Below are 23,940 nucleotides of genomic sequence, written 5' to 3' on the forward strand. Positions count from 1 at the left end.
GACTGCTCGGAGAGGGAGGGGCACATGCCCGAAGGGGCACCGATACCGGACCTGTCACAGGCGGCCGCGGCGGACACGCGGCCGCACGTTCGTGCGCAGCGCCGCACCGGCCTGCTCGTCACGCTCGTCCTCGGCGGACTGACCGCGACGCCGCCGCTGGCCATGGACATGTACCTTCCGGCGCTGCCGGAGGTCACCCGGTCGCTGCAGGCGCCCGCCGCGACCGTGCAGCTCACGCTCACCGCCTGCCTGGCCGGGATGGCCCTGGGCCAGCTGGTGGTCGGCCCGATGAGCGACCGCTGGGGCCGCCGCCGCCCGCTGCTCGCCGGACTCGCCGTCTACATCGTCGCCACCGTGCTGTGCGCCCTGGCGCCCACCGTCGAGACGCTGGTCGCCTTCCGGCTGGCGCAGGGGCTCGCGGGCGCGGCCGGGATCGTGATCGCCCGGGCGGTCGTCCGCGACCTGTACGACGGCATGGCGATGGCCCGCTTCTTCTCCACCCTGATGCTGATCTCCGGCGTCGCGCCGATCGTGGCGCCGCTGATCGGCGGGCAGATCCTGCGCGTGACGGACTGGCGGGGCGTGTTCGTCGTGCTCACCGTGCTCGGGGTGCTGCTGGCGGGGGTCGTGTGGTTCCGCCTCCCCGAGACCCTCCCCGTGCAGGAGCGGCACAGCGGCGGCGTCGGCGAGGCGCTGAGCTCGATGCGCCGCCTGCTCGCCGACCTGCCCTTCACCGGCTACATGCTCGCCGGTGGCTTCGCCTTCGCGGCGCTGTTCGCGTACATCTCGGCGTCGCCGTTCGTCGTCCAGGAGATCTACGGCGCCTCCCCGCAGACGTTCAGCCTGCTGTTCGGCCTGAACTCGATCGGCCTCGTCGTCGCCGGGCAGATCAACGGCAAGGTGCTGGTCGGACGGGTCCGCCTGGACCGGGTGCTGGCCGTCGGCCTGGGCATCGTCGTGCTGGCCGCGACCGCGCTGCTGCTGATGTCGCTCGGGGTGTTCGGCGAGGTCGGGCTCACGCCCATGGCCGCGGCGCTGTTCGTGCTGATGACCGCGATGGGCATCACCCTGCCCAACACCCAGGCGCTGGCCCTGATGCGGGTGCGGCACGCGGCCGGGTCCGCGTCCGCCCTGCTCGGTACGTCGTCCTTCCTCATCGGCGCGATCGCCTCGCCGCTCGTCGGGATCGCCGGTGAGCACACCGCCGTCCCGATGGCCGTCGTCCAACTGGCCGCCGGGCTGGTGGCGGTCGCCTGCTTCGTGGGAATGTGCCGTCCCTGGAACGGCCGTGCGGAGGGAGCGGAGAGCTGAGCGTACCGAGACTGCGCACCGGCAGCCCGGAGCGGGCGGGCCTCGACCCGGGTCAACTGCGTCATCTGTTCCGCGAGGTCCGGCAGCTGACGACCGGGGCGCGCCCGTGGGCGCCGGGGGTCGTCGTGGCCGCCGGGCGGGGGCCGGTGCTCGCGGTGGAGGAGGCGGCCGGGTACGCGGTGCGGTATGCGGCGTACGACGCGGAGGCGGACGCGGGAGTGGAGCTGCCGGAGTCCGAACGCGTGCCGATGACCGTCGACACCCCCTTCGACCTGGCCTCGCTCACCAAGCTCTGCACGGCCGTCGCCGCGATGCAGCAGATCGAACGCGGCACGCTGGGCATCGACGGGCGGGTCGGCGCGTACCTGCCCGACTTCCGGGCCGCCGCCCGGCACGGCATCACCGTCCGCGGCCTCCTCACCCACACGTCGGGCCTGCGCCCCGAGTTGCCGCTGTACGACTGCGCGACGGACGCGGAACGCCTGGCCCTGCTCCGCGCGGAGGCCCCGACCGGCCCACCGGGCGTCCACCGCTACTCCGACCTGAACCTGCTCCTCCTCCAGTACGTCCTCGAACGCGTCACCGGCCGCCCCCTGGACGCCCTGATCCGCGACGGCATCACCCGGCCCCTGGGCATGACGTCGACCCGCTTCGGCCCGTGCCCGGACGCGGCGGCGACGGAGGACCAGCGCCGCCCGTGGGCGAAGGCGGACCGCGGGATGCTGCGGGGCGAGGTCCACGACGAGAACGCGTGGGCGCTGGGCGGGGTGGCCGGTCACGCGGGCCTGTTCTCCACGGCCCGGGACCTGGCGGTGTTCTGCCGAGCGCTGCTGGCGGGGGGTTCGTACGGCCCGGCGCGCATCCTGGGCCCCGACTTCGTGGACCTGATGCTGACGCCGCCCGGGCTGGGCTTCGCGCTGGACCAGCGGTGGTTCATGGGCGAGCTCGCGGGGAGGGGAGCGGCGGGCCATACGGGCTTCACGGGAACGTCCCTGGTGGTGGACCGGGCGACGGACACGTTCCTGGTGCTGCTGGCGAACACGGTCCACCCGAGACGCCGGACTCCGGACAGCCGCCCGCGGGCGCGGGCGGGGTCGCGGATGGCGTGGGCGGTGCGGTGAGCAATGCGGGGGAGGGGGACCCGTCGGCGCCTTGAGACAGGGGAGCGGGACCGGGGCGGTGACCTGGGACAGGGGAGCGGGACCGGGGCGGTGACCTGGGACAGGGGAGCGGGACCGGGGCGGTGACCTGGGACAGGGGAGCGGGACCGGGGCGGTGACCTGGGACAGGGGAGCGGGACCGCGTCGGCGACCTGGGACACGGGGGAGTACGACCACGTCGCCGACCTGAGAGAATCGCACGGTGCATGCCCCCCTGCCCCCCGCCGAAACCCTCCGCACCGCCCTCGCCGGTCTCCTCGACGGGCTACCGCCCAAGCAGGCCGCGCAGGCCGTGGAGCGGCTGATCGCGAGTTACCGGGGGGCCACGCCGACCGACGCCCCGATTCTGCGGGACCGGGCGGACGTGGCCGCGTACGCCGCCTATCGGATGCCGGCCACCTTCGAGGCGGTCTCGGCGGCGCTGGGCGCGTTCGCGGACGCCGTGCCGGAGTGGGTGCCCGGCGGGCATGTGGACGTCGGGGGCGGCACGGGCGCCGCGACCTGGGCAGTCGCCGCCACCTGGGACGGGGTCCGCCCGGTCACCGTGCTCGACTGGGCGGAGCCCGCGCTCGCGCTGGGCCGGGAGATCGCCGCCGCCAACCCGGCGTTGCGGGACGCCCGCTGGCAGCGCTCCCGTATCGGAGCGGCGCTCACCCTCGAGAGCACCGACCTCGTCACCGTCTCCTACGTCCTCAACGAGCTGACCGCCCCCGACCGCACCGCCCTCGTCGACGCCGCCGCCACCGCCGCGCAGGCCGTCGTGATCGTCGAAGCCGGCACCCCCGACGGCTACGCCCGCGTCATGGAGGCCCGCGACCGCCTCATCGGCGCCGGTTTCCACATCGCCGCCCCGTGCCCGCACAGCGCCGCCTGCCCCATCGCCCCCGGCACGGACTGGTGCCACTTCTCGGCCCGGGTCAGCCGTTCCTCCCTGCACCGCCAGGTCAAGGGCGGCTCCCTCGCCTACGAGGACGAGAAGTTCAGCTACGTCGCCGCGACCCGCTTCCGCCCCGCCCCGGCCCTCTCCCGCGTCGTCCGCAAACCCCAGATCCGCAAGGGCCAGGTCCTCCTCGACCTGTGCGAGTCCGACCCCCTCCTGCGCCGGACGACCGTCACCAAACGCTACGGCGACCTCTACAAGGCCGCCCGCGACGCCGGCTGGGGCGACCCCTGGCCCCCGTGACGCCGTCAGAGGGGGGACAGCGGCCGAACCTGAACCGACGGCCACCGCGGCTACCGCTTTTCCTCCGCCTGTTCCCGCCGTTCCGCGTTCTTCTCCCGCAACTTGCGCAGCAGCTCCCGCTTCTGGGCCTGGGCGTCCGGGCCGCCGACGCGGCCGCCACGGCCGCCGCCCCGCAGGGCCTTGCGGCCGAGCTTCTGCCGCGTGCCGCCGACTCCCAGCATGTTTCCGGCTCCGCCTCGGGCCATGGTGTGCCTCCCTGAAGTGATCGTCGACCGTCGTCCGTTACACGAGACGTATCGTCTCGCTAACGCCGCTCTCAGCGTGCAGCGAGACGCACCGTCTTGTCAACCTGATACATTCGTCGCATGGTCAAGAAGCCCACCCCCGACTCCACCCGCCGCAGCGAGAAGTCCCGACGCGCGATCTACGACGCCGCCCTCACGCTCGTCGGAGAGGTCGGCTACCCGAAGACCACCATCGAGGGCATCGCCGCCCGGGCCGGTGTGGGCAAGCAGACGATCTACCGGTGGTGGTCGTCGAAGGCGGACGTCCTCCTGGAGGCTTTCCTGGACCTCGGCGAGCAGGCCGCCGAACAGGCGGCCGGGCAAGGTGGCGAACCCGGCGCCGAGTACGCCATCCCGGACACCGGCGACCTCGCCGCCGACCTCAAGTACGTCCTGCGCGCCACCGTCGACGAACTCCTCGATCCCAAGTTCGAGGCCCCGTCCCGCGCCTTGGCCGCCGAAGGCGTCGTCAACGAGCAACTCGGGCGCGAGTTCGTCACCAAACTCCTCGAACCCCAACTCCGGCTCTACGTCCAGCGCCTGCGTTCGGCCCAGGAAGTCGGCCAGGTCCGCCCCGGCATCGACCCGCGTATCGCCCTGGAACTCTTCGTCTCCCCGCTCGCCCAGCGCTGGTTGCAGCGCACGGCGCCCATCTCCTACGAGTACACCGACACCCTCGTCGACTACGCGCTGCACGGCCTCGCACCCCGCTGACCGCATGTGACATGCCGTGGCTGTCCGTGATCTCCGTGTGGAGTATGTCTCGTACCCCCTGCCCCGGTTGGGGACTGCTGCCCCCCGAGGCGCAGGATGGTGGGACCATGGGTCATGCTGACCGTTCACCAGGCGAGGCGAGGGGATAGATGAGCGCGGAGTTCGGCGGCCGCTCCGGCCGGCAGGGCAAACTCTCCCAGTGGCTGCGCGGACGCCGCACGAAGGAGGCCGCCGACGACGGCGGCCGGGAGGCCCTGCTGCTGGCCACCGCCGCCGCGGGACTGCCCCTGGCGCCCGCCGCGCATCCGGCACCCGGCTACCGCTGTTCCTGCGACCGCGTCGGCTGTCCCACCCCCGCCCGGCACCCGGTGTCGTTCGCCTGGCAGACGCAGTCCACCACCGACCGCGCGCAGATCGAGCGTTGGGCCCGCCACCAGCCGCAGGCCAACTTCGTCACCGCCACCGGCATGGTGCACGACGTCCTCGACGTACCGCTGGACGCGGGCCGGGAGGCCCTGGACCGGCTGCTCGCCTCCGACATCGAGGTCGGCCCGGTCGCCACCAGCGACGACGGCCGCATGCTCTTCTTCACCCTCACCCGCGGCACCCCGGAGGAAGAGGACGAGTGGTGGCCGTGCGAACTGGACTGCCACCCCGAGACGATGGACGAGCATCCGGGCCTGCGCTGGCACTGCCGCGGCTCCTACGTCCTCGTCCCCCCGGCCCGGCTCCCCGGCGACGACCAGACCGTGCGCTGGGTACGCGGCCCCGAGCATCCGCTGCCCGACCCGCTGAGCCTGCTGGAGATGCTCACGGACGCCTGCGCCCGGCACGCGGGTGCGCAGCCCGACCACGTGAGCGCGGCCTGGCCCCTGCGCCACTGAACGCAACGGCGCTCAACGCACCCCACGCACTGAACGCAACGGCCGGGCGCTACTCGCCCTTCGCCGACGTCAGCCCCTGAATCCGGCCCAGCACGGTCACTTCCTGCGGACCGGATGCCTTCTTCGGGTCCAGTGCCACCTGGTTGGAGACGAACTCCATCGTCAGTGACTGCTTGATCTCACCGGTCGTCAGCGCCTCCACGTCCGCGCCCGGCGTCGGTACCGAGGTGCCCGCCGCGGCGGTCTGCTTCTCGTAGTGGTGCGTGGTGAAGAACACCAGCGCATCGCCGTCCGCCGTGCGCAGCGCGACCGGCGCGTAGTCGCCGTCGGTCAGCGGCTCGTCGATGTACTGGGTGACCAGACCCGGGCGTTCCTTGTCCTTCTCCCGCTCCTGGCGCCAGACGCTGGTGTGCGCGCCGGACGCGAAGCCGTCCCCGCCCTGCTGCAGGTAGGTGACGTAGTTCTTGCCCAACTCGCCCGGGTTCATGACGAATTCGGCGGAGTCGACGGGGAGGGCCTCCGCCCAGCCGTCCTTGTCCTTCTTGAACTCCGGCATCTTGTCGGGCGCCACGAGGGTCAGATACGACACCTCCCATCGGTCGGCCAGTCCGTCCCGGGTGAACACCAGCAGCCAGCGCGCGTCACCGCCCCGGTTGGCCTTCGCGTTCGCGAGGAACCAGCGCGGCCAGCCCGCCTTCTTCGGGATCGTGTACTCGACGTCGCTGAACTCCAGCGGCGAGTGGTTGGGGTTGCCGCCCGGGTTGTTGACGCGGCCCGCCTTCAGCCGCGCCTCGTCGATGTCGGCCAGGGGTCCGGTGACATGGTCGGCGTCGAGCGAACTGTCGTACGACTTGTCCGCCTTGTTGTACGCGCTCGTGAAGTCCTGAAGCGCCTTGGCCGCCTCGTCCTCGGTGGCGCCCGGCAGCACCTCCCGCTCCCCGTGCACCACCACGCACCCGCTCGCCGTCAACGACAAAGCGGTCAACGAAGCGGCCATGAGCACACTCCGGTCCAGCCTGCGAAGCCTTCGAGGGCCGCGATCCCTGCTCATCGGGTCCTTTCACCTTCCCCTTCCCGGAGGCGAACCCTACCGGGGGACCCCGGGGCGCGGACCGCCGGACCGGGTAGAGCGGCCACACCGTGACCTGGACTTCACAGGTCCCGCCGGGGCGCCACCAGGACCGCTCCGGTACGGGGATGCGGGAGCACCTTGACGGGCTGGTCGTAGACCTCGGACAGGAGCCGCTCGTCGAACACCTCCGCCGGCGGCCCGTCGGCCGCGATCCGGCCCGCGTGCAGCACGGCGACACGGCGCGCGTAGGCGGCGGCGAGCCCCAGGTCGTGCAGCACGACCACGACGGCGTCCCCGGCGCGCGCCCGCTCCCGGCACGGCCGCAGCACCAGTTCCTGGTGTTTGAGGTCGAGGGCGGCGGCCGGTTCGTCGAGCAGCAGCAGCGGGGCGCGCTGGGCGAGGACCCGGGCGAGCGCGACGCGGGCGCGTTCGCCGCCGCTGAGCGCGGAGAACGGCCGTACGGCGAAGGCGGTCACCTCGGTCGCCGCCATGGCCGCCGCCACCGCCGTGTCGTCCTGGTCCGCGAGCGGCGTCCCGGCCCAGGGCGCCCGCCCCATCCGGACCACCTCCTCGACGGTGAACGGGGAACGACAGGGTGGCCGGCTGCGGCAACACGGCCCGGCGCAGGGCGAGGTCGGGCGCCGAGCACCGGTCCGCCGCGCGGCCGTGCAGGCGTACGACTCCCTCGGCGGCCGGGAGATCGGCGGCGAGGGCGCTCAACAGGGTGGACTTGCCCGCCCCGTTGGGGCCGACCAGCGCCAGCACCTCGCCCGCGCGGACGGTGACGTCGACCCCGGCGAGGACCTCGCGCGCGCCGAGGCGGACGCGCAGCCCCTGGGGCTCGGCGAGGACGTCGCCCGGCGCGGCGGGCGGCGGGGGGACGGCGCGGGTGCGCAGGGGGATCATGCCCAGCCTCCTTGCTTGCGTCGGGTGCGGCGCAGCAGCCAGAAGAAGAACGGGCTGCCCACCAGGGCGGTCAGGACACCGAGCGGCAGTTCGGCGGGCGCGGCGAGGGTGCGCGCCGCGAGGTCGGCGCCGAGCAGCGCCGCCGCACCGCCGAGCGCGCTGCCCGGGACGAGGAAGCGGTGCCCGGGTCCGGCGGCCATGCGCAGCAGATGCGGTACGGCGAGACCGACGAAGCCGATGACGCCGCAGACGCTCACCGCGGCCGCCGTCAGCAGCGCGACGACCAGGATCAGCACGATCCGCAGCCGCTCCACGTCCACGCCCAGATGCCGGGCGGGCCGGTCGCCGAGGGCGAGCAGGTCCAGGCGGCGGGCGTGCAGGGGCGGCCAGCAGCAGTCCCGCCGCCGCGCACGGCAGCACGGCCGGCACCTTGGGCCAGGTGGCCTGGGCGAGGGAGCCGAGTTGCCAGAAGGTGATCCGGTTCACGGCGGCGGTGTCGGCGAGGAAGATGAACAGGCCGACCAGCGCCCCGCAGAACGCGTTCACCGCGATCCCGGTGAGGATCAGCGTCACGACCTCCGTACGGCCGCCCGCGCGGGACATCGCGTACACCAGCGGGACGGTGCCGAGACCGGCGACGAACGCCATCGCGGGGAGCGTCCCGTTGCCGAGGAAGTTCAGCCCGAGCGCGATCGCGGCGACCGCGCCGACCGCCGCGCCCAACGAGACGCCGATGGTGCCCGGTTCGGCGAGCGGGTTGCCGAACACGCCCTGCATCAGCGCCCCCGCACAGCCCAGCGAGGCGCCCACCAGCAGGGCGAGCACGATCCGGGGGAAGCGGACGTTCCACAGCACCGACTCGGCGACCCGGTCCAGCTCCGTGCCGCCCAGCCCGGCCTTGTGCTGCACGGAGGAGAGCACGTCACCGACGGGGATGGGATGGGCGCCGATACCGGCGGCGAGCGGGACGAGGACGAGGAGGGCGACGACCAGACCGAGGGTCAGCAGTCAGGCGGGGCCCCGGCGTCTGCCGGGGTCACCCGACGGAGACCACCCCCGGGCGTGCCCGTGATGTTTCAATGCCCGGGTGACTGACTACGACGTGCTGCGCGTCTTCTGCGCGGCGAACGGCGGATACGGGAACGAACTGGGCGTCGTCCGCGACGGTTCGGTCGTGCCCGCGCGAAGCGAGCGGCAGGCGCTCGCGGCGAAGCTCGGCTTCAGCGAGACCGTGTTCGTCGACGACCCCGAGCGCGGCGTCATCGACATCTACACGCCGAGCGCGCGTCTGCCGTTCGCCGGGCACCCCTGCGTCGGCGCGGCCTGGCTGCTCGACGTGCCCGAACTGGTCACGCCCGCCGGGGTGGTGGGGGCCCGGCAGGACGGGGAGTTCAGCTGGATCGAGGCGCGGCCGGAGTGGCCGGAGCCGCGCACCCTGCGCCAGTACGCGACCGCCGCCGAGGTGGACGAGCTGCCCGTACCGCCGCGGGGGGACTGGGTGTACGCCTGGGCGTGGGAGGACGAGGCGGCGGGGCGGGTGCGGGCCCGTGGGTTCCCCGGCCGGGGTGACGGCATCGACGAGGACGAGGCGACCGGTGCCGCCGCCCTGCTGCTCACGGCCCAGCTGAACCGGGCCCTGAACATCGCGCAGGGCGCCGGTTCACAGATCCTGACCGCTCCGCAGCCGCACGGGTGGGTGGAGATCGGGGGACGGGTCCTGCTGGAGCGCTGACCGCGGGGGCGTCCGCTCACGCCGACAGCGGGAACTCCTCGCCGAGCGCCCTGAACACCGCGGTGTTCAGGGCGAACGCCTTCTTGCACTCCGCCACGATCCGCTGCTGCTCCAGCTCGTCGGCGTTGATGGCGTCCAGCAGCTCGCGGTAATCCCGCTTGAACGCCGCCGGGTTGCCGATCCCCTCGAAGACGTAGAAACGGACGCCGTCGCCCTTCTTCGCGAAGCCCCACGTCCGCTCGGCCTTGTCGCGGATGATCTGACCGCCGGACAGGTCACCGAGATAGCGGGTGTAGTGGTGGGCCACGTAACCGGCGGGCCATTGGTGTGTGCACTCGGCGATCCGGTCCGCGTACGTCCGGGTGGCGGGCAGTGCGGTGAGAGTCGCCCGCCAGTCCGCACCGCGCAGGTGTTCGAGGTCCCGCTCCAGGGCGGGCAGCCGGAACAGCTCCGGACGGATGAAGGGCCCCGCCACCGGGTCCGAGGCCAGCCGGTCCGCGGGGGCCTCCAGGGCCTCGTAGACGAACCACAGCTGCTCGGTGTACCGCGCGTACGCGTCCATCCCCAGTCGGCCGCCGAGCAGATCGCTCATGAACGTCGAGGTCTCGGCCTCCACGTGCTGCTCGTGGGAGGCGGTGCGGATGACGGTCGAGAAGGAGTCCATGAGCCCAGTTTCTATGGTTAGGCTTACCTAAGTCAACGGTTTTCCGACGCTCTGTCGGTAACTTTCTACCCCGTATCCTCACCGGCCGCACAGGAAAAGGCCCGCCCTCGAAAGAGAGCGGGCCTGTGCGGGACCGGGGGCTCACGGCAGCGTGAGGATCTCCGCGCCGGTGTCCGTCACGACCAGCGTGTGCTCGAACTGCGCCGTCCGCCTGCGGTCCTTGGTGACGACCGTCCAGCCGTCGTCCCACATGTCGTACTCGTGCGTCCCCAGCGTCAGCATCGGCTCGATGGTGAAGGTCATGCCGGGCTGCATCACGGTGGTCGCGTGCGGGGCGTCGTAGTGCGGGATGATCAGACCGGAGTGGAACGACGAGTTGATGCCGTGCCCGGTGAAGTCCCGCACGACGCCGTACCCGAACCGCTTGGCGTACGACTCGATCACCCGCCCGATGACATTGATCTGGCGGCCCGGCTTGACCGCCTTGATCGCCCGGTTCAGCGACTCCCGGGTGCGCTCGACCAGCAGGCGGCTCTCCTCGTCGACGTCCCCGACCGGATACGTGGCGTTGTTGTCGCCGTGCACGCCGCCGATGTACGCGGTGACGTCGAGGTTGACGATGTCGCCGTCGCGCAGGACTGTCGAGTCGGGGATGCCGTGGCAGATGACCTCGTTGATCGAGGTGCACAGCGACTTCGGGAAGCCCCGGTAGCCGAGCGTGGAGGGGTAGGCGCCGTGGTCGCACAGGAACTCGTGGGCGATCCGGTCCAGCTCGTCCGTCGTCACGCCCGGCGCGATGGCCTTCGCCGCCTCGGCCAGCGCCTGCGCGGCGATCCGCCCCGCGACCCGCATCGCCTCGACGGTCTCCGGGGTCTGCACCTCGGGTCCCGTGTACGGGGTCGGCGCGGGCTTGCCGACGTACTCGGGGCGGCGGATGTTTCCGGGCACGGAACGGGTGGGAGACAGCTCCCCTGGTACGAGCAGCGACTGGCCAGACATGCCAGCGAGTCTAACCAGCGGGCATACGAGACCATGTCCCCTGGCGAAAGGAGCCGGTCATGGCCCTGTTCAAGAAGCGCACGGTCGGGAAGCCCGGCGAGTGGTACTACTGCCTGGAGCACAAGAAGGTCGAGGAGGGCCCGGAGTGCCCGGCCAAGGACCGCTTCGGCCCGTACGCCGGCCGCGTGGAGGCCGAACACGCGATGGAAACGGCCCGCGAGCGGAACCTCCAGTGGGAGACCGACCCGCGGTGGCACGACGCGGCGGGGCGGGAGGAGCGCGAGGAGGACTGATCAGGCCGGGCAGGAACCCGGGCCGAGTCGGGTAAGTGGGGTCGGTGTCGGCGCCCCCCGGTCGGGAGGCACGCATGGGGGAGCGGCGGCTGCGGCGTTGTGCGAGGGCGGCCTGCTGGTCGGGACGGGCGCAACGGAGACGATCACCGTCCCGTGCCACAGAGTGCGGGGAGCCGCCTTGGTGCGGGGCGGCGAGGCCCGGCGCGGGTCGTGGCGGCTCTCCTGGCGCGAGGCGGCGGACAGCGGTACCGATGAGGCGTGAGCGCGGGCCGGTGTCACCAGCGGGGCGGCGGCGGGGCCGTCAGCTTGTCCGCCGGGCGGGACGGGCGGTCCCGGAAGTGGCGGCGGACAGCGGTACCGATGAGGCGTGAGCGCGGGCCGGTGTCACCAGCGGGGCGGCGGCGGGGCCGTCAGCTTGTCCGCCGGGCGGGACGGGCGGTCCCGGAAGTGGCGGCGGACAGCGGTACCGATGAGGCGTGAGCGCGGGCCGGTGTCACCAGCGGGGCGGCGGCGGGGCCGTCAGCTTGTCCGCCGGGCGGGACGGGCGGTCCCGGAAGTGGCGGCGGACAGGGGTACCGATGAGGCGTGAGCGCGGGCCGGTGTCACCAGCGGGGCGGCGGCGGGGCCGTCAGCTTGTCCGCCGGGCGGGACGGGCGGTCCCGGAAGCGGCGGCGGACAGGGGTACCGATGAGGCGTGAGCGCGGGCCGGTGTCACCAGCGGGGCGGCGGCGGGGCCGTCAGCTCGTCCGCCAGGCGGGACAGGCGGTCCCGGAAGCGGCGGCGGCCCCGGGACACCGGCAGCGCGTTCTCGCCCGCCGCCGCACTCACCAGGTGCTGCACGGTGTCCAGGTCCAGCTCCGACTCCGCCCCGACGGCCAGCGCATCGTGCGCCATCGCCGCGAGGTCCCCCTCGGCCGCGCCGAGCGCCAGCACCGTCGCCCCGGCCCGCCGTGCGTCGTGCACCCGCTCCAGCAGTACGTCGCCGGGTCCCTCCGGCGACACCACCAGCAGCGTCTCCCCCCGCCGCGCCGCCTCGATCCGCCCCAGCCCGACCGCGAGGTGCGCCGGGTCCGAGGGACGCGCGTCATGGCGTACGAGCGTCGGCGCCAGCTCCGGCGTACCGGACCAGGCCGCCTCGTCCACCAGGTGCGCCGCCAGATGCCACGGCTCGTACTCCCGCGTGCCGACCAGCAGTAACCCGCCCCCGTGCGACACCACGGACCCCCGCAGCACCCCGGCGAACCTCCGTGTGGCCCCCAACCACTCCGTCCCGGCGAGCACTTCGCGCAACAACGCGACCCGTACGGCATCCATGCCCCCGCATACTGCCGCAACGAACCACTCCTGACCCCCAGTTCACGCGAATTCCCCCAAGCCGGGCACAGGGCCGCATTGACGCCGTACACGGAGATCACCGGCGAAGCACACTGGCCACAGCAGAAGAAGCACACCGGCCACGGCAAAAGGAGCCGCCCATGTCCGCAGCCACCGTCCCCTTCCGCGCGGGCCGCGAGGGGTACGCCAGTTACCGGATCCCGGCCGTCGTCCGCACGCACGAAGGCACGCTCCTCGCCTTCTGCGAGGGCAGGGTCGACTCCGCGAAGGACTGGGGGCACATCGACATCGTGCTCAAGCGCTCCACGGACGGCGGCCGCACCTGGGGCCCGCTGCAGATCGCCGCCGACCACGGCACCGATCTCGCGGGCAACCCCGCCCCCGTCGTCCTCGACACCGGCCGCATCCTCCTCGTCCACGTCCGCTCCGCCGCGTCCGCCTCCGAACACCTCATCCTGCGCGGCGAGGTGAGCGAGGCCGACGGCAGAAGGGTGTGGGTGCAGCACAGCGACGACGACGGCCGGACCTGGTCCGAACCCCGGGAGATCACCGAGCAGGTCAAGCAGCCCGGCTGGCGCTGGTACGCCACCACCCCCGGCCACGCCCTCCAGCTGAGCACCGGCCGGGTCGTCGTCCCCGGCAACCACACCCTCCCGCCCACCGGCACCGACCTCGGCGACGAGGCGAAGTACAACAGCGGCCACTGCCTGCTCAGCGACGACCGCGGCGAGAGCTGGTACCTCGGCTACCTCGACCAGAACACCAACGGCTGCGTCAACGCCAACGAGACCACCGCCGCCGAACTCCCCGACGGCCGCGTCTACTTCAACACCCGCAACGACACTGGTAGTTCCCGCCCGCCCTCCCTGTCCCCCGGCAACCGCGCCGACGCCCTCTCCGAGGACGGCGGCAGGACGCTCGCGCAGCCCTTCCGCCCGCAGGCCGGCCTCGCCGGCCCCGTCTGCCAGGCCAGCGTCCTGCACCTCGGCGAGCCCGACGTGCTGCTCTTCTCCGGCCCCGCCTTCCCCGCGGGGCGCGGCCTGATGACCATCCGCGCCTCCACCGACCACGGCACCACCTGGCGCGACACCCACACCGTCGACGGCCTGCCCGCCGCCTACTCCGACCTCGTCCGCGTCGACGACCGCACGGTCGGACTGCTGTACGAGACCGGTGACTTCGGGGCGTACGAACGGATCGCCTTCCGGCGGCTGCCCGTGACGCGCCTCACCTGACCCGGCGGGCCGATGGGGCCGGACGTAGAGTCTGCCCCATGACCTCTACCGACAGTGCTGCTGCTGAGAAGCCCGCGAAGGCCCCCGCCAAGGACCCCTGGGACCTGCCCGACGTCTCCGGGCTGGTCGTCGGTGTGCTCGGCGGGACCGGGCCGCAGGGCAAGGGCCTCGCCTACCGGCTCGCCCGGGCCGGGCAGAAGGTGATCATCGGCTCGCGGGCCGCCGAGCGCGCCCAGGCCGCCGCCGAGGAACTCGGACACGGCATCGAGGGCGCCGACAACGCCGAGTGCGCCCGGCGCAGCGACATCGTGATCGTCGCGGTGCCGTGGGAGGGGCACGGCAAGACCCTAGAGTCCCTGCGCGCCGAGCTGGCGGGCAAGCTGGTCGTCGACTGCGTCAACCCGCTCGGCTTCGACAAGAAGGGCGCCTACGCGCTGAAGCCCGAGGAGGGCAGCGCCGCCGAGCAGGCCGCCGCCCTGCTCCCGGACTCCCGGGTCACCGCCGCCTTCCACCACCTGTCGGCCGTACTCCTCCAGGACCCCGGGATCGAGGAGATCGACACCGACGTCATGGTCCTCGGCGAGGAGCGCGCGGACGTGGAGATCGTGCAGGCGCTGGCCGGGCGCATCCCCGGCATGCGCGGCATCTTCGCCGGGCGGCTGCGAGGCGCCCACCAGGTGGAGTCGCTGGTCGCCAACCTGATCTCCGTCAACCGCCGCTACAAGGCACACGCCGGACTCCGGATCACGGACGTGTGAGCCGATGGGGGACACTGGTCGTCAGTGAGAACCAGTGTCCCCCGACAGGAGCCCACCACGATGCCCCGCCTCGCCCTCTACGCCCTCGTCGTCTGCCTCCTCGCGGTCGCCGCGGCCGTCATGTCCTTCGTGCAGGGCAGCTGGCTGGGCATCGTGTGGGTGCTGCTGGCGGGGCTGTCGTCGAACATGGCCTGGTACTACCTCAAGCGCGGGAAGGCCGCCCGGCGCGACTCGGTCACGGGCTGACCGAGCAGTACTCGTTCGTCCCGAGCCAGAAGCGGTACAGCTCGTACCCGCAGTACGTCTCCAGGTCGCCGACGCCGAGGCCGCGCAGCACGGTGTCGACGACGTCGAAGAACGCGCCGTTCAGCGCCGGGATCCACAGCAGCGCGAACACGAGGAGGAGCCCGAAGGGCGCGATCGGCTCCACCTGCCGCCGGATGCTGTACGACAGCCAGGGCTCGACCACGCCGTAGCCGTCCAGGCCCGGCACCGGCAGGAAGTTCAGGATCGCGGCCGTCACCTGCAGCAGCGCGAGGAACGCCAGCGCGTAGCGGAAGTCCCGCGGCACGCCGTCCAGCGCGTCCAGCCAGAACGGCGCCGTGCACACGGCCGCGAACAGCACGTTCGTCAGCGGCCCGGCCGCCGAGACCAGACTGTGCTTCCAGCGCCCCCGGATCCGCCCCCGCTCGATGAACACCGCCCCGCCCGGAAGCCCGATCCCACCCATGATCACGAACAGCACGGGCAGCACGATGCTCAGCAGCGCGTGCGTGTACTTCAGCGGATTGAGCGTGAGATAGCCCTTCGCCCCCACCGAGATGTCCCCGCCGTGCAGGGCGGTCCGGGCGTGCGCGTACTCGTGCAGACAGAGCGAGACGATCCACGCGGCGGTCACGAACAGGAAGACGGCCACCCCGGGCTGCGCCGCGAACCCGGTCCAGGTGGCCCACCCGGTCACCGCCGTGACGGCCAGGATCCCGAGGAAGACGGGACTCGTCCGCCGCTCGGCGCGACGGGTGGCGGCGGTGGTCATGGGAGGGCTCCTGGGCTGTCGGGTGGCGTGGGGTCGACCGTACCGGTGGCGTCAAGGGGACGTCAGCGGGCGGGCCGGAGGTTCCTCGCCGACTCCCCGTCCCGGCGCGTGCGGTTCATGCGCGTGTAAACCCGGAGGCGGCCAAGAGCCGTCCCCGGTGACAATGGGTCCCGTGCGCTATCGCATCCTCGGCACCACACAGGCGGTTCGCCCCGACGGTTCGGTCGTCCCGATCGGCGGGGCGCGACTGCGTGCGCTGCTCACCGTGCTGGCGCTCAGGGCCGGTCGGGTCGTGCCCGCCGGGCTGCTGGTGGACGAGGTGTGGGACGGGGAGCCGCCCGCCGACTCGGCCGGGGCCCTGCAGGCGCTCGTGGGGCGGCTGCGGCGGGCGCTGGGGGCGGAGGCGATCGCCTCGGCCGAGGGCGGCTACCGGCTGGCCGCCGCGCCCGACGACATCGACCTGCACCGGTTCGAGCGGCTCGCCGACGAGGGCGCCCGGGCGCTGGCCGACGGCGACCCCGCCAAGGCCGCCGTCCTCCTCGACGACGCCCTCGCCCTGTGGCAGGACCCGGCCCTCGCCGACCTGCCCGACCGCACCGTCGAGGCGGCCCGCTGCGCCGCCCGCCGGCTGGACGCCCGCCGCGCCCGGCTCGCCGCCGCCCTCGCCCTCGGCCGGGCCGAGCAGGCGCTGCCCGAGCTGACCGCCCTGTGCGAGAGCCACCCCCTCGACGAACCCCTCCAGGCGCTGCGCCTGCGCGCCCTGCGCGACGCGGGCCGCACCGCCGAGGCGCTGGCCGCCTACGAGGACGTACGACGACTGCTCGCGGACCGGCTGGGCGCCGACCCGGGACCCGAGCTGCGGGGCCTGCACGCGGAGTTGCTGAGCCCGTGCGGGGTTCCCGCCGGGCGGGCCGCCGGAGCCCGGGAGCCCGGCGTTCCCCCCGCCCCGTCGGTCCCCGCCCCCGGCGCGGACCCCGCGGCTGCCGGATCCGCCGCGCCGCCGCGCGACCGCACCCCGCCCCCGGGCAATCTGCGCGCCCGCCTCACCTCCTTCGTCGGCCGGGCCGACGACATCGAGGCCATCCGCGGCGACCTGGCCACCGCCCGGCTCGTCACGCTGCTCGGGCCCGGCGGGTCGGGCAAGACCCGGCTGTCGCAGGAGGCCGCCGAGACCGTACGGGACACGGCCCCCGACGGCGTGTGGCTGGCCGAGCTGGCGCCGGTCGACGACCCCGCCGCCGTCCCCGAGGCCGTGCTCACCGCGATCGGCGCCCGCGAGACCGTGCTGCACGGCGCCGGCGCCGAGGAGTTCCGGGCCGCCACGGGCGACCGCCACGACGACCCCGTCGCCCGCCTCGTCGAGCACTGCGCCCGGCGCCGCATGCTGATCGTCCTCGACAACTGCGAGCACGTCGTCGACGCCGCCGCCCGCCTGACCGAGGAACTGCTCGCACGCTGCCCGCACCTCACGGTCCTCGCCACCAGCCGGGAACCCCTCGGCGTACCGGGGGAGGTGCTGCGGCCCGTGGAACCGCTGCCCGAGCCGTACGCCCTGCGGCTGCTCGCCGACCGCGGGGCCGCCGCCCGGCGGGGCTTCCGGATCGACGACGACCCCGAGGCCTGCGCCGAGATCTGCCGCCGCCTCGACGGGCTGCCGCTCGGCATCGAACTCGCCGCCGCCCGGCTGCGGATGCTCACACCCCGCCAGATCGCCGACCGGCTCGACGACCGCTTCCGCCTCCTCACCTCCGGCAGCCGGACCGTGCTGCCCCGCCAGCAGACCCTCCGTGCCGTCGTCGACTGGTCCTGGGACCTGCTCGACGCGGACGAGCGGGACGTACTGAGCCGCCTGTCGGTGTTCGCCGGCGGCTGCGACCTCGCCGCCGCCGAGGCCGTGTGCGGGCCCGCCGCCCTGGAGGCGCTCGGCTCCCTCGTCGACAAGTCGCTCGTCGTGGCCGCCCCCACCGGCGACGACGAGATGCGCTACCGGCTCCTGGAGACCGTCGCCGAGTACGCCGCCGAACGGCTCGACGAGGCCGGCCGGCGCCGCGCCACCGAGCGCGCCCACCTGACGTACTACCGCGAACTCACCCGCACCACCGACCCGTTGCTGCGCGGCCCCCGTCAACTCGCCGCCATCCAGCGGCTGGAACGCGAGTACGAGAACGTGCGCACGGCACTGCGGCACGCCGTCGCCGAACGCGACGAGCAGGAGGCGCTGTGCCTGGCGCTGTCGCTGGGCTGGTACTGGCGGGTGCGCGACCTGCGCATCGAGGCCCGCAACTGGTGCCGCGAGGTCATGGCCCTCGGCCCCGACCCCTTCACCGAGCCGGTCCGCCGGGCCGCCCCGGTGTGGCGGCGGTGCACCGCCGAGCCGCCGCCGATGACCGGCGAGGTCCTCCAGGAGGCCCGGCGCGGTGTCCACCTGTCCCACCTGGCCTGCATGGACACCGAACTGGACTCCTGGCAGACGCCCGAGGCCCAGCAGAAGCTGCGCACCATCGCCCAGGTCTACGAACCCGGCCTGCCGCAGACCTGCCGCAGCCCCGGCATGTTCTGGTTCTTCGCCGTCATGCTGACCGGCGGCATGGCCCGGCTGCGCACCATCCTCGACGCCGCCGTGGAGACCTGCCGGGCCACCCCGGGCTACGACTGGGAGCTCGCCTCCAGCCTGGAGACCCGCGCCAACCTCCTCGCCCACCGCCCCGAGTGGTCCTACGACGGGGTCGCCGACGCCGACGAGGCGCTGGAGATCTACCGGCGCCTCGGCGACGACTGGGGCATCGCCGAGGCGCTCTCCGCGCGCGGCGAGGGACATGAGCGCGAGGGCGACCACCTGAAGGCCGCCGCCGACTACGAGGCGGCCATGGTGATCGCCGAACGGCTCGGCGCGCGCGCCCAGCTGGCGCTGCTCAACGCCCGTCTCGGCAGCGCGCTGCTGGAGGCCGGAGAGATTGAGCGGGGCGAACGCGTCCTGCGGGATGTCATCGACTCCCAGGAGGTCGCCGGCAACGAGGCGATGCCCGCCGCCCGGCTCTTCCTCGCGGGCTGGCTCAGCATCACCGACCGGGTCGCCGAGGCACGGGAGCAGATCCGGCTGCTGCGGGAGAACTTCACCATCGCCCACTTCCCCGTCTTCGACGCCTTCATCCTGGGCCAGGAGTCCTGGCTGGACGTCGCCGACGGCCGGTACGAGGAGGCCCGGGCCAAGATCCGGCGGGCCTTGGAGCTGGCCGAGGACACCCTGGCCAAGACCATGGCTCCGCAACTCACGTCGGCATACCTGCCCATCGCCGCCCTCGCCCTGGCCGGCAGCGACGGCCGGGCCCGCGCCCGGGACGCCGCCCGCTGCCTGGGCGCCGCCGACGCGCTGCGGCCGCCCCGGCACCGCGTCTCCATCTACGAGCGCGAGTGCCGCGACCGGGCGACCAGAGCGGTACGGGGCCTGCTGGACGCCGAGGAGTTCCAGACGGCGTACGCCGAGGGCGGTGGCCTCACCGAGAAGGAAGCCACCGCCCTGATCTGACCGCACCTCAGTTCTTGGTGCGGAACTTGTGGATCGCGACCGGCGCCATCACCGCCGTGATCGCCAGCGACCAGCCGAGGGTCACCCACAGGTCGTGCGCGACCGGGCCGCCCACCATCAGACCGCGGGCCGCGTCCGCGAGCGTGGACAGCGGGTTGTAGTCGGTGAACGCCTGCAGCCAGCCGGGCATCGACTCCGTCGGCGCGAAGATCGACGAGCCGAACTGCAGCGGGAACAGCACCAAGAAGCCCATCGCCTGCACGGACTGCGCGTTCTTCAGGACCACGCCCAGGGTGAGGAACACCCACATGATGGACGAGGCGAACACCGTCGACAGGCCGACGGCGGCGAACAGGCCGAGCCAGTTGGCGATGTCGAAGCCGACGAGAACGGAGACGATCATCAGCACGGTCGTCGCGAACAGCATCCGGACCAGCTCGACCGAGATCTTCGCGAACAGCACCGAGCCGCGCCCGATCGGCAGGGACCGGAAGCGGTCCATGACACCGGAGTTGAAGTCCTGGCTGAAGCCGGTGCCGACGCCCTGGGACAGCGTCATGCTCATCATCGCGATCATGCCCGGGATCACGTACTGCACATACCCGTCCTGCCCGCCGCCCAGGGCCTGCCCGATCGAGCCGCCGAAGACGTACACGAACAGCAGGGTGAAGACGACCGGCATCAGCAGCGCGTCGAACATCGACTCGGGGTCCTGCCGGATCCACAGCAGGTTGCGGCGGATCAGCGCCCCGGTGTGGCGCAGGTGCCCGCGCAGCGAGATGCGTGCGTCGGCGGTGTTCATGGCGGCGGTGGCGGCGCTCATACGGCGACCTCCTGGCGGTCGTCGGCGGGTACGGCGTCCTGCGGGGCACTGGCGCGGTGACCGGTGAGGGACAGGAACACCTCGTCCAGGCTGGGCAGTTCGGTGCTGATCGAGGCGAGCGTGACCCCGCGCGCGGTGACGGCGCCCACCACGGCGGTCAGCTGCTCGTCGCTCAGGATCGGCACCAGCACGGCACCGCCCTCGGTGTCCACCGTCGTGGTGGCCAGCCCGGTGATGCCCAGCTCGTCGAGCGCGCGGGCCAGCGGCCCCAGCTGCACCGGATCGGCCGGCCGCACCCGCAGCGTCCGCCCGCCGACCTTGGCCTTCAGCTCCTCGATCCCGCCGTTCGCGATGACCTTCCCCCGGTCGACGACGGTCAGCTCGGAGGCGAGCTGCTCGGCCTCCTCCATGTACTGCGTGGTCAGCAGGACGGTGACCCCGTCCCCGACCATCGCCTTCACCTCGTCCCACACCTCGTTGCGGGTGCGCGGGTCGAGGCCGGTGGTGGGCTCGTCGAGGAACAGCACGGCCGGCCGCCCGATCATCGAGGCGGCCAGGTCGAGCCGCCGCCGCATACCGCCGGAGTACGTCGCCGCGGGCCGCTTTGCGGCCTCGGTGAGCGAGAACCGCTCCAGCAGTTCGTCGGCCCGGGCGCGGGCCTCCTTGCGGGGCAGGTCCAGCAGCCGCCCGATCATGTACAGGTTCTCCCAGCCGGGGAGCTTCTCGTCCACGGACGCGTACTGCCCCGTGAGCCCGATCACCCGGCGCAGCTGCCGGGGCTGCCGCACGACGTCGTATCCGGCGACGGTGGCCTGCCCGGCGTCCGGCGCCAGCAGCGTGGACAGAATCCGCACGAGGGTGGTCTTCCCGGCCCCGTTCGGCCCCAGCACCCCCCTCACGGTGCCCTCACGCACGTCCAGGTCGACTCCGTCCAGCGCCCTGGTCTCGCCGTAGTGCTTGACCAGCCCCCGCACGGTGACGGCCGCGCTGCTGGGCTTCTTGTCGATTCGTGTCATGACAGCGACGGTCCCAGCCCCGACCGACAAACGGCCTACAGCTCACCGACAGCCGCCGAAGCCACCGACATCCGGCCGACAATAATGCGGTGGCGGGCTCGGCCCGTCACGCCCGACCATGAGCCTCATGACTGACCAACCCGCACGATGGACCCAGGCAACCGTCTACCCCGACATGTGGGTTGACCCGGACGACGACCCCCGCAACAGCGAGGGAGTCAGTCCGGACGGTGAACTGGCGACGCTGCAGGACTTCCTGACCGGCTACCGCATGACCCTGCGGATGAAGTGCGAGGGACTGAACGCGGAGCAGTTGGCCCGTCGCTCGGTCCCGCCGTCGGCGATGTCGCTGCTCGGCCTGCTGCGGCACCTCGCCGAGGTGGAACGGGACTGGCGCAACTGGATCACCGACGGCGATCCGCTGCCCAAGCTGTACGGCGAGCGGGACGCGGACTTCGACGGGGCTGTGGCCGAGCAGGCCGAGGTCGACGCCGCGTACGCCCATCTGGAGCGCGAGCAGGCCGCGACCGACGCGGCGCTGGCCGCGCACCCGGATCTGGGCGAGCGTGTGGGGAAGGAAGGGATCGCCGTCCGGGAGCTGATGGTGCACAGGATCGAGGAGTACGCCCGCCACTGCGGGCACGCCGATCTGTTGCGCGAGTGCGTCGACGGGCGGGTGGGTCAGTGACGGAGGCCGGGGGCGGGCGCTGACGCGGGGTTCGCCCCCGCTGCGATGAGGAGTCGGGCGGTCTCCGGGTGAGGGCCGTTGTTCGCCCACTCCAACGGAGACCAACCCGTTCCGTAGTCCTCCCGAAGGTTCGGATCGGCGCCGTACGCCAACAGCTCCCGCACGGTCTCGGCGTGCCCCCAGCACGCGGCCGCACACAACGGCGTGCCCTCGGAGCCGACGCCCCTGCTCTCGGCGTCGGGGGAGGCACCGGCTGCCATGAGCAGGCGCGCGACCTCGGCTGCTCCCTGCACCGACGCCAGATACAGCGGAGTGGTGCCGTCGCTGTCCCCTCGCTCCGGGTCTGCCCCGGCCCGCAGCAGCGCCTTCACTCGGGCGGCGTCAGCCGCCACAGTTGCTTCGAGGAGATGGCGGGTGAGCTTCTTCTGGCGTCGCTGCTTCATGCTGTATTTCCCTGTGAGGTTGGGGACGCGGCTGGCCTCATGTTTCTTATTCCATTCCTCCTTGGGCTTGGCTGTCTCGCCTTCGGCCTGGCATTGGCCACGAATCATCGTGGGTTCCGGGACCGGTTGGCAGCATCACCGGTCAACCTCGCCCCGGGAGATGAAAAGGTCAGGCGTCGTGAGACGCTGCCCTTCGTGATCGCCAAGCTGCAGTGTGTGGTGTTGGACTGTGCCGATGTCGTTGAGCTGTCCCGGTTCTACCAGTCGCTTCTCGGCGGCGTAGTGAACCAACCGGATCCGCGATGGTCGCTCGGCGACGGCTGGGCGACGCTGCACACCGACGGGCTCGTACTGGCCTTCCAGCGGGTGGAAGACCATCAACCACCACGGTGGCCGGATCCCGCTCGGCCCCAGCAGTTCCACCTCGACCTGGGTGTCAAGAACCTGGACCGCGCTCAGGAAGACGTCCTCAAACTGGGCGCCTCACTGCTCGATGAGGGGCACCGGAAACGGGGCTGGCGCGTCTTCGCGGATCCGGCGGGCCACCCGTTCTGTCTCGTCCGGGACTGACAGGAGACACCGCAGGGGTGCGGCCACCGTTGATCACCGTGAGTTGTGTGGACTGACGACAAGACGGTGCCGCAGGCCACAGCATAGATCCCGCCCGATGGCGGGAGGCGTTCGAAGTGGCCATGAGCCGGATCGCGGGCCGGTCCGCCCGGTACGAACCCCGCCTGCGAGCCGGGCGGTTGGTATTGGGTCTGCTGTCGGGCCTGCCGCGCATGAACTGCTGGGTGCGCCACAGGCGCCATGGGATCGAGTGAAGGTGGCAAGACCTCTCCGCCGGGCCGTCGCAACGGCCGGGCAGAAGCTGAGGACAGTCCGGGCCGGGGAACCCCGGTGAGGACGGAAAACAGCCCGTCACGTCCGCTGGAGTGGTGTATTGACGGCCACTCGGTGATCTCGTTTTGAGGCTATGCGGTGAGTTCGGCGGGCAGGGCGGTCTCGTCGGTTTCTGACTCGATCGGGTGGAGGCGGGCCTTGGCCAGCAGGTCGAGTCCCATGTAGCGGCGGGCCTCGGTCCACTCGTCGTTCTGCTCGGCCAGGACCGCGCCGACGAGCCGGATGACGGCGGTGCGGTCGGGGAAGATGCCGATCAGCCGGTGGCCGTTCTTGTATCCGGACACTCACTCCGACGCCGGGACAAACGCCCGGATCAGGTGGGAGCCCGTACACCACTTCTCAGGACGCAACCGAGGCCGGACCTCTGGATCCTCTATCCGGGCGCAGCGTGCATCTTCCTCAGAGGGCTGGATTTTATGCTCAACATTGCCGGAGTCGCACACCGGTTCTTCGAGCTCGTGACCAGATTTGTACCGGCGGGGCGTGCGACACCCGGGACTTTCCGGGGCGTGGGTGCCGGGTGGATGCGATTCCGACGCGGACGCTGGCCGCACGGGCCGGGGCCACCGCGCGGGCGGCGCGGCGGATGGCGGAGGCAACCACCTGAAGCGGCGCGAGGACAGCTCGGTGTCCTGGCATTACGTTGCCCGCATCTGGCGTGAGGAGAACCTGAAACCGCACCGCTCGGGCACCTTCTGATTGTCTTCAGCGTCTGCCTCATCGGAGACTTCGGGAGGATCGCGACCGGGTGGCGACCCGGAAGATGACCGCAGCGTGCCAGCCTGAGGTCGAGGCCAGCCGGAACGCCAGCCCATCCCGCGTGAGTGGACCGTGCGTCCCGCAGCACCGGGCTCTCGGCAACGGGTGAAACGCGGGCCACGTACGGCGGATGAAAAGTGAGCCACCCTGAGCACCCCCTCGGGTGCGCGAGCCCCAGCGACTCAGTGCGGCTGGGCACTCCATCGGACGGCCCCT

The 23,940-nt window shown here is 72.6% G+C and carries 22 protein-coding genes and 4 pseudogenes; 13 read left to right on the top strand and 13 right to left on the bottom strand.

Annotation, left to right across the window (positions count from 1 at the left end; all coding sequences use genetic code 11):
- Nucleotides 1-24 precede the first annotated feature (24 nt).
- The 3 genes from KWI83_RS30235 (at nucleotide 25) to KWI83_RS30245 (ending at nucleotide 3,654) form a co-directional block, all read left to right on the top strand.
- The gene (locus KWI83_RS30235; RefSeq protein WP_218517563.1) at nucleotides 25-1,311 is read left to right on the top strand and encodes a multidrug effflux MFS transporter; all 1,287 of its coding nucleotides are present in this window, start codon (nucleotides 25-27) and stop codon (nucleotides 1,309-1,311) included.
- Nucleotides 1,269-2,432 carry a serine hydrolase gene (locus tag KWI83_RS30240; RefSeq protein WP_218517564.1) on the top strand — a complete coding sequence of 388 codons (1,164 nt, stop codon included), beginning with the start codon at nucleotides 1,269-1,271 and terminating at the stop codon, nucleotides 2,430-2,432. Before KWI83_RS30235 ends, KWI83_RS30240 begins: the two co-directional genes overlap by 43 nt.
- A gap of 241 nt (nucleotides 2,433-2,673) precedes the next feature.
- A complete protein-coding gene (locus KWI83_RS30245; protein WP_218517565.1) occupies nucleotides 2,674-3,654 on the top strand; it encodes a small ribosomal subunit Rsm22 family protein in 981 nt (326 codons plus the stop codon).
- A gap of 50 nt (nucleotides 3,655-3,704) precedes the next feature.
- Here the strand turns inward: KWI83_RS30245 and KWI83_RS30250 are convergent, their stop codons facing one another.
- A complete protein-coding gene (locus KWI83_RS30250; RefSeq protein WP_218517566.1) occupies nucleotides 3,705-3,899 on the bottom strand; it encodes a DUF6243 family protein in 195 nt (64 codons plus the stop codon).
- A 120-nt stretch (nucleotides 3,900-4,019) separates the two neighbouring features.
- Here KWI83_RS30250 and KWI83_RS30255 point away from each other — a divergent pair, with 120 nt between their 5' ends.
- On the top strand, nucleotides 4,020-4,652 hold the full coding sequence (locus tag KWI83_RS30255) for a TetR/AcrR family transcriptional regulator (RefSeq protein ID WP_218517567.1): 633 nt from the start codon (nucleotides 4,020-4,022) through the stop codon (nucleotides 4,650-4,652).
- A 149-nt stretch (nucleotides 4,653-4,801) separates the two neighbouring features.
- Nucleotides 4,802-5,536, top strand: coding sequence for a bifunctional DNA primase/polymerase (locus tag KWI83_RS30260; RefSeq protein ID WP_218517568.1), 735 nt, complete (start codon nucleotides 4,802-4,804; stop codon nucleotides 5,534-5,536).
- Nucleotides 5,537-5,585: 49 nt separating this feature from the next.
- Here KWI83_RS30260 and KWI83_RS30265 read toward each other — a convergent pair whose 3' ends face one another.
- The 4 genes and pseudogenes from KWI83_RS30265 to KWI83_RS30275 form a co-directional block, all read right to left on the bottom strand.
- A complete protein-coding gene (locus KWI83_RS30265) occupies nucleotides 5,586-6,587 on the bottom strand; it encodes a hypothetical protein (protein ID WP_218517569.1) in 1,002 nt (333 codons plus the stop codon).
- A pseudogene (locus tag KWI83_RS40110) lies at nucleotides 6,550-6,687 on the bottom strand (iron transporter); the annotation flags it as partial. The gene KWI83_RS30265 and the pseudogene KWI83_RS40110, both read right to left, overlap by 38 nt.
- 1 nt (nucleotide 6,688) lies before the next feature.
- A pseudogene (locus KWI83_RS30270) lies at nucleotides 6,689-7,514 on the bottom strand (heme ABC transporter ATP-binding protein).
- Nucleotides 7,511-8,522 (bottom strand): annotated as a pseudogene (locus KWI83_RS30275) (FecCD family ABC transporter permease). The pseudogenes KWI83_RS30270 and KWI83_RS30275 overlap by 4 nt, the downstream one beginning before the upstream one ends.
- A gap of 79 nt (nucleotides 8,523-8,601) precedes the next feature.
- Here KWI83_RS30275 and KWI83_RS30280 point away from each other — a divergent pair.
- Complete coding sequence (locus tag KWI83_RS30280; protein ID WP_218517570.1) at nucleotides 8,602-9,246, top strand: PhzF family phenazine biosynthesis protein; 645 nt, start codon at nucleotides 8,602-8,604, stop codon at nucleotides 9,244-9,246.
- A gap of 16 nt (nucleotides 9,247-9,262) precedes the next feature.
- Here KWI83_RS30280 and KWI83_RS30285 read toward each other — a convergent pair whose 3' ends face one another.
- Nucleotides 9,263-9,910 (bottom strand): heme oxygenase (biliverdin-producing), encoded by a 648-nt coding sequence (locus tag KWI83_RS30285; RefSeq protein WP_218517571.1) that lies wholly within the window; start codon nucleotides 9,908-9,910, stop codon nucleotides 9,263-9,265.
- A 141-nt stretch (nucleotides 9,911-10,051) separates the two neighbouring features.
- Nucleotides 10,052-10,909 (bottom strand): type I methionyl aminopeptidase, encoded by an 858-nt coding sequence (gene map, locus KWI83_RS30290; protein WP_218517572.1) that lies wholly within the window; start codon nucleotides 10,907-10,909, stop codon nucleotides 10,052-10,054.
- A 59-nt stretch (nucleotides 10,910-10,968) separates the two neighbouring features.
- Between map and KWI83_RS30295 the strand changes: the two genes are divergently transcribed.
- Nucleotides 10,969-11,202, top strand: coding sequence for a hypothetical protein (locus tag KWI83_RS30295; RefSeq protein ID WP_218517573.1), 234 nt, complete (start codon nucleotides 10,969-10,971; stop codon nucleotides 11,200-11,202).
- 711 nt (nucleotides 11,203-11,913) lie between these two features.
- Here KWI83_RS30295 and KWI83_RS30300 read toward each other — a convergent pair.
- Nucleotides 11,914-12,516 carry a hypothetical protein gene (locus KWI83_RS30300; protein WP_218517574.1) on the bottom strand — a complete coding sequence of 201 codons (603 nt, stop codon included), beginning with the start codon at nucleotides 12,514-12,516 and terminating at the stop codon, nucleotides 11,914-11,916.
- A gap of 161 nt (nucleotides 12,517-12,677) precedes the next feature.
- On the opposite strand from KWI83_RS30300, the gene KWI83_RS30305 reads away from it, so the two are divergent.
- Genes KWI83_RS30305 through KWI83_RS30315 form a run of 3 tightly spaced genes read left to right on the top strand, consistent with a single transcriptional unit; the run spans nucleotide 12,678 to nucleotide 14,776 of the window.
- Nucleotides 12,678-13,772: an exo-alpha-sialidase gene (locus KWI83_RS30305; protein WP_218517575.1), complete on the top strand. Its 1,095-nt coding sequence runs from the start codon at nucleotides 12,678-12,680 to the stop codon at nucleotides 13,770-13,772.
- 38 nt (nucleotides 13,773-13,810) lie between these two features.
- Nucleotides 13,811-14,530: an NADPH-dependent F420 reductase gene (npdG, locus tag KWI83_RS30310; RefSeq protein ID WP_218517576.1), complete on the top strand. Its 720-nt coding sequence runs from the start codon at nucleotides 13,811-13,813 to the stop codon at nucleotides 14,528-14,530.
- A gap of 60 nt (nucleotides 14,531-14,590) precedes the next feature.
- The gene (locus KWI83_RS30315; RefSeq protein ID WP_218517577.1) at nucleotides 14,591-14,776 is read left to right on the top strand and encodes a hypothetical protein; all 186 of its coding nucleotides are present in this window, start codon (nucleotides 14,591-14,593) and stop codon (nucleotides 14,774-14,776) included.
- Here KWI83_RS30315 and KWI83_RS30320 read toward each other — a convergent pair.
- Nucleotides 14,766-15,566, bottom strand: a complete 801-nt coding sequence (locus KWI83_RS30320; RefSeq protein WP_218517578.1) for a site-2 protease family protein — start codon at nucleotides 15,564-15,566, stop codon at nucleotides 14,766-14,768. The two genes, KWI83_RS30315 and KWI83_RS30320, sit on opposite strands and share 11 nt — an antisense overlap.
- Nucleotides 15,567-15,729: 163 nt before the next feature.
- Here KWI83_RS30320 and KWI83_RS30325 point away from each other — a divergent pair, with 163 nt between their 5' ends.
- Entirely contained in the window at nucleotides 15,730-19,092 is a 3,363-nt protein-coding gene (locus KWI83_RS30325) for a BTAD domain-containing putative transcriptional regulator (RefSeq protein WP_218517588.1), read from the top strand.
- Nucleotides 19,093-19,099: 7 nt separating this feature from the next.
- Here the strand turns inward: KWI83_RS30325 and KWI83_RS30330 are convergent, their stop codons facing one another.
- Together KWI83_RS30330 and KWI83_RS30335 are read right to left on the bottom strand one after the other, a co-directional pair.
- Entirely contained in the window at nucleotides 19,100-19,915 is an 816-nt protein-coding gene (locus KWI83_RS30330; protein WP_218517579.1) for an ABC transporter permease, read from the bottom strand.
- Nucleotides 19,912-20,931, bottom strand: a complete 1,020-nt coding sequence (locus KWI83_RS30335) for an ATP-binding cassette domain-containing protein (RefSeq protein ID WP_218517580.1) — start codon at nucleotides 20,929-20,931, stop codon at nucleotides 19,912-19,914. The genes KWI83_RS30330 and KWI83_RS30335 overlap by 4 nt, the downstream gene beginning before the upstream one ends.
- A 127-nt stretch (nucleotides 20,932-21,058) precedes the next feature.
- Between KWI83_RS30335 and KWI83_RS30340 the strand changes: the two genes are divergently transcribed.
- Complete coding sequence (locus tag KWI83_RS30340; RefSeq protein WP_218517581.1) at nucleotides 21,059-21,619, top strand: DUF664 domain-containing protein; 561 nt, start codon at nucleotides 21,059-21,061, stop codon at nucleotides 21,617-21,619.
- Here the strand turns inward: KWI83_RS30340 and KWI83_RS30345 are convergent.
- A complete protein-coding gene (locus KWI83_RS30345; RefSeq protein WP_218517582.1) occupies nucleotides 21,613-22,062 on the bottom strand; it encodes an ankyrin repeat domain-containing protein in 450 nt (149 codons plus the stop codon). The two genes, KWI83_RS30340 and KWI83_RS30345, sit on opposite strands and share 7 nt — an antisense overlap.
- Before the next feature lie 195 nt (nucleotides 22,063-22,257).
- On the opposite strand from KWI83_RS30345, the gene KWI83_RS30350 reads away from it, so the two are divergent.
- Nucleotides 22,258-22,632 carry a VOC family protein gene (locus tag KWI83_RS30350; protein ID WP_218517583.1) on the top strand — a complete coding sequence of 125 codons (375 nt, stop codon included), beginning with the start codon at nucleotides 22,258-22,260 and terminating at the stop codon, nucleotides 22,630-22,632.
- Between the two features lie 404 nt (nucleotides 22,633-23,036).
- On the opposite strand, the pseudogene KWI83_RS30355 reads toward KWI83_RS30350, so the two are convergent.
- Nucleotides 23,037-23,222 (bottom strand): annotated as a pseudogene (locus KWI83_RS30355) (transposase); the annotation flags it as partial.
- Nucleotides 23,223-23,940: the final 718 nt, after the last annotated feature.

This window comes from Streptomyces sp. TRM70350, assembly GCF_019219825.1.
In the GTDB taxonomy this organism is placed as follows: Bacteria; Actinomycetota; Actinomycetes; order Streptomycetales; family Streptomycetaceae; genus Streptomyces.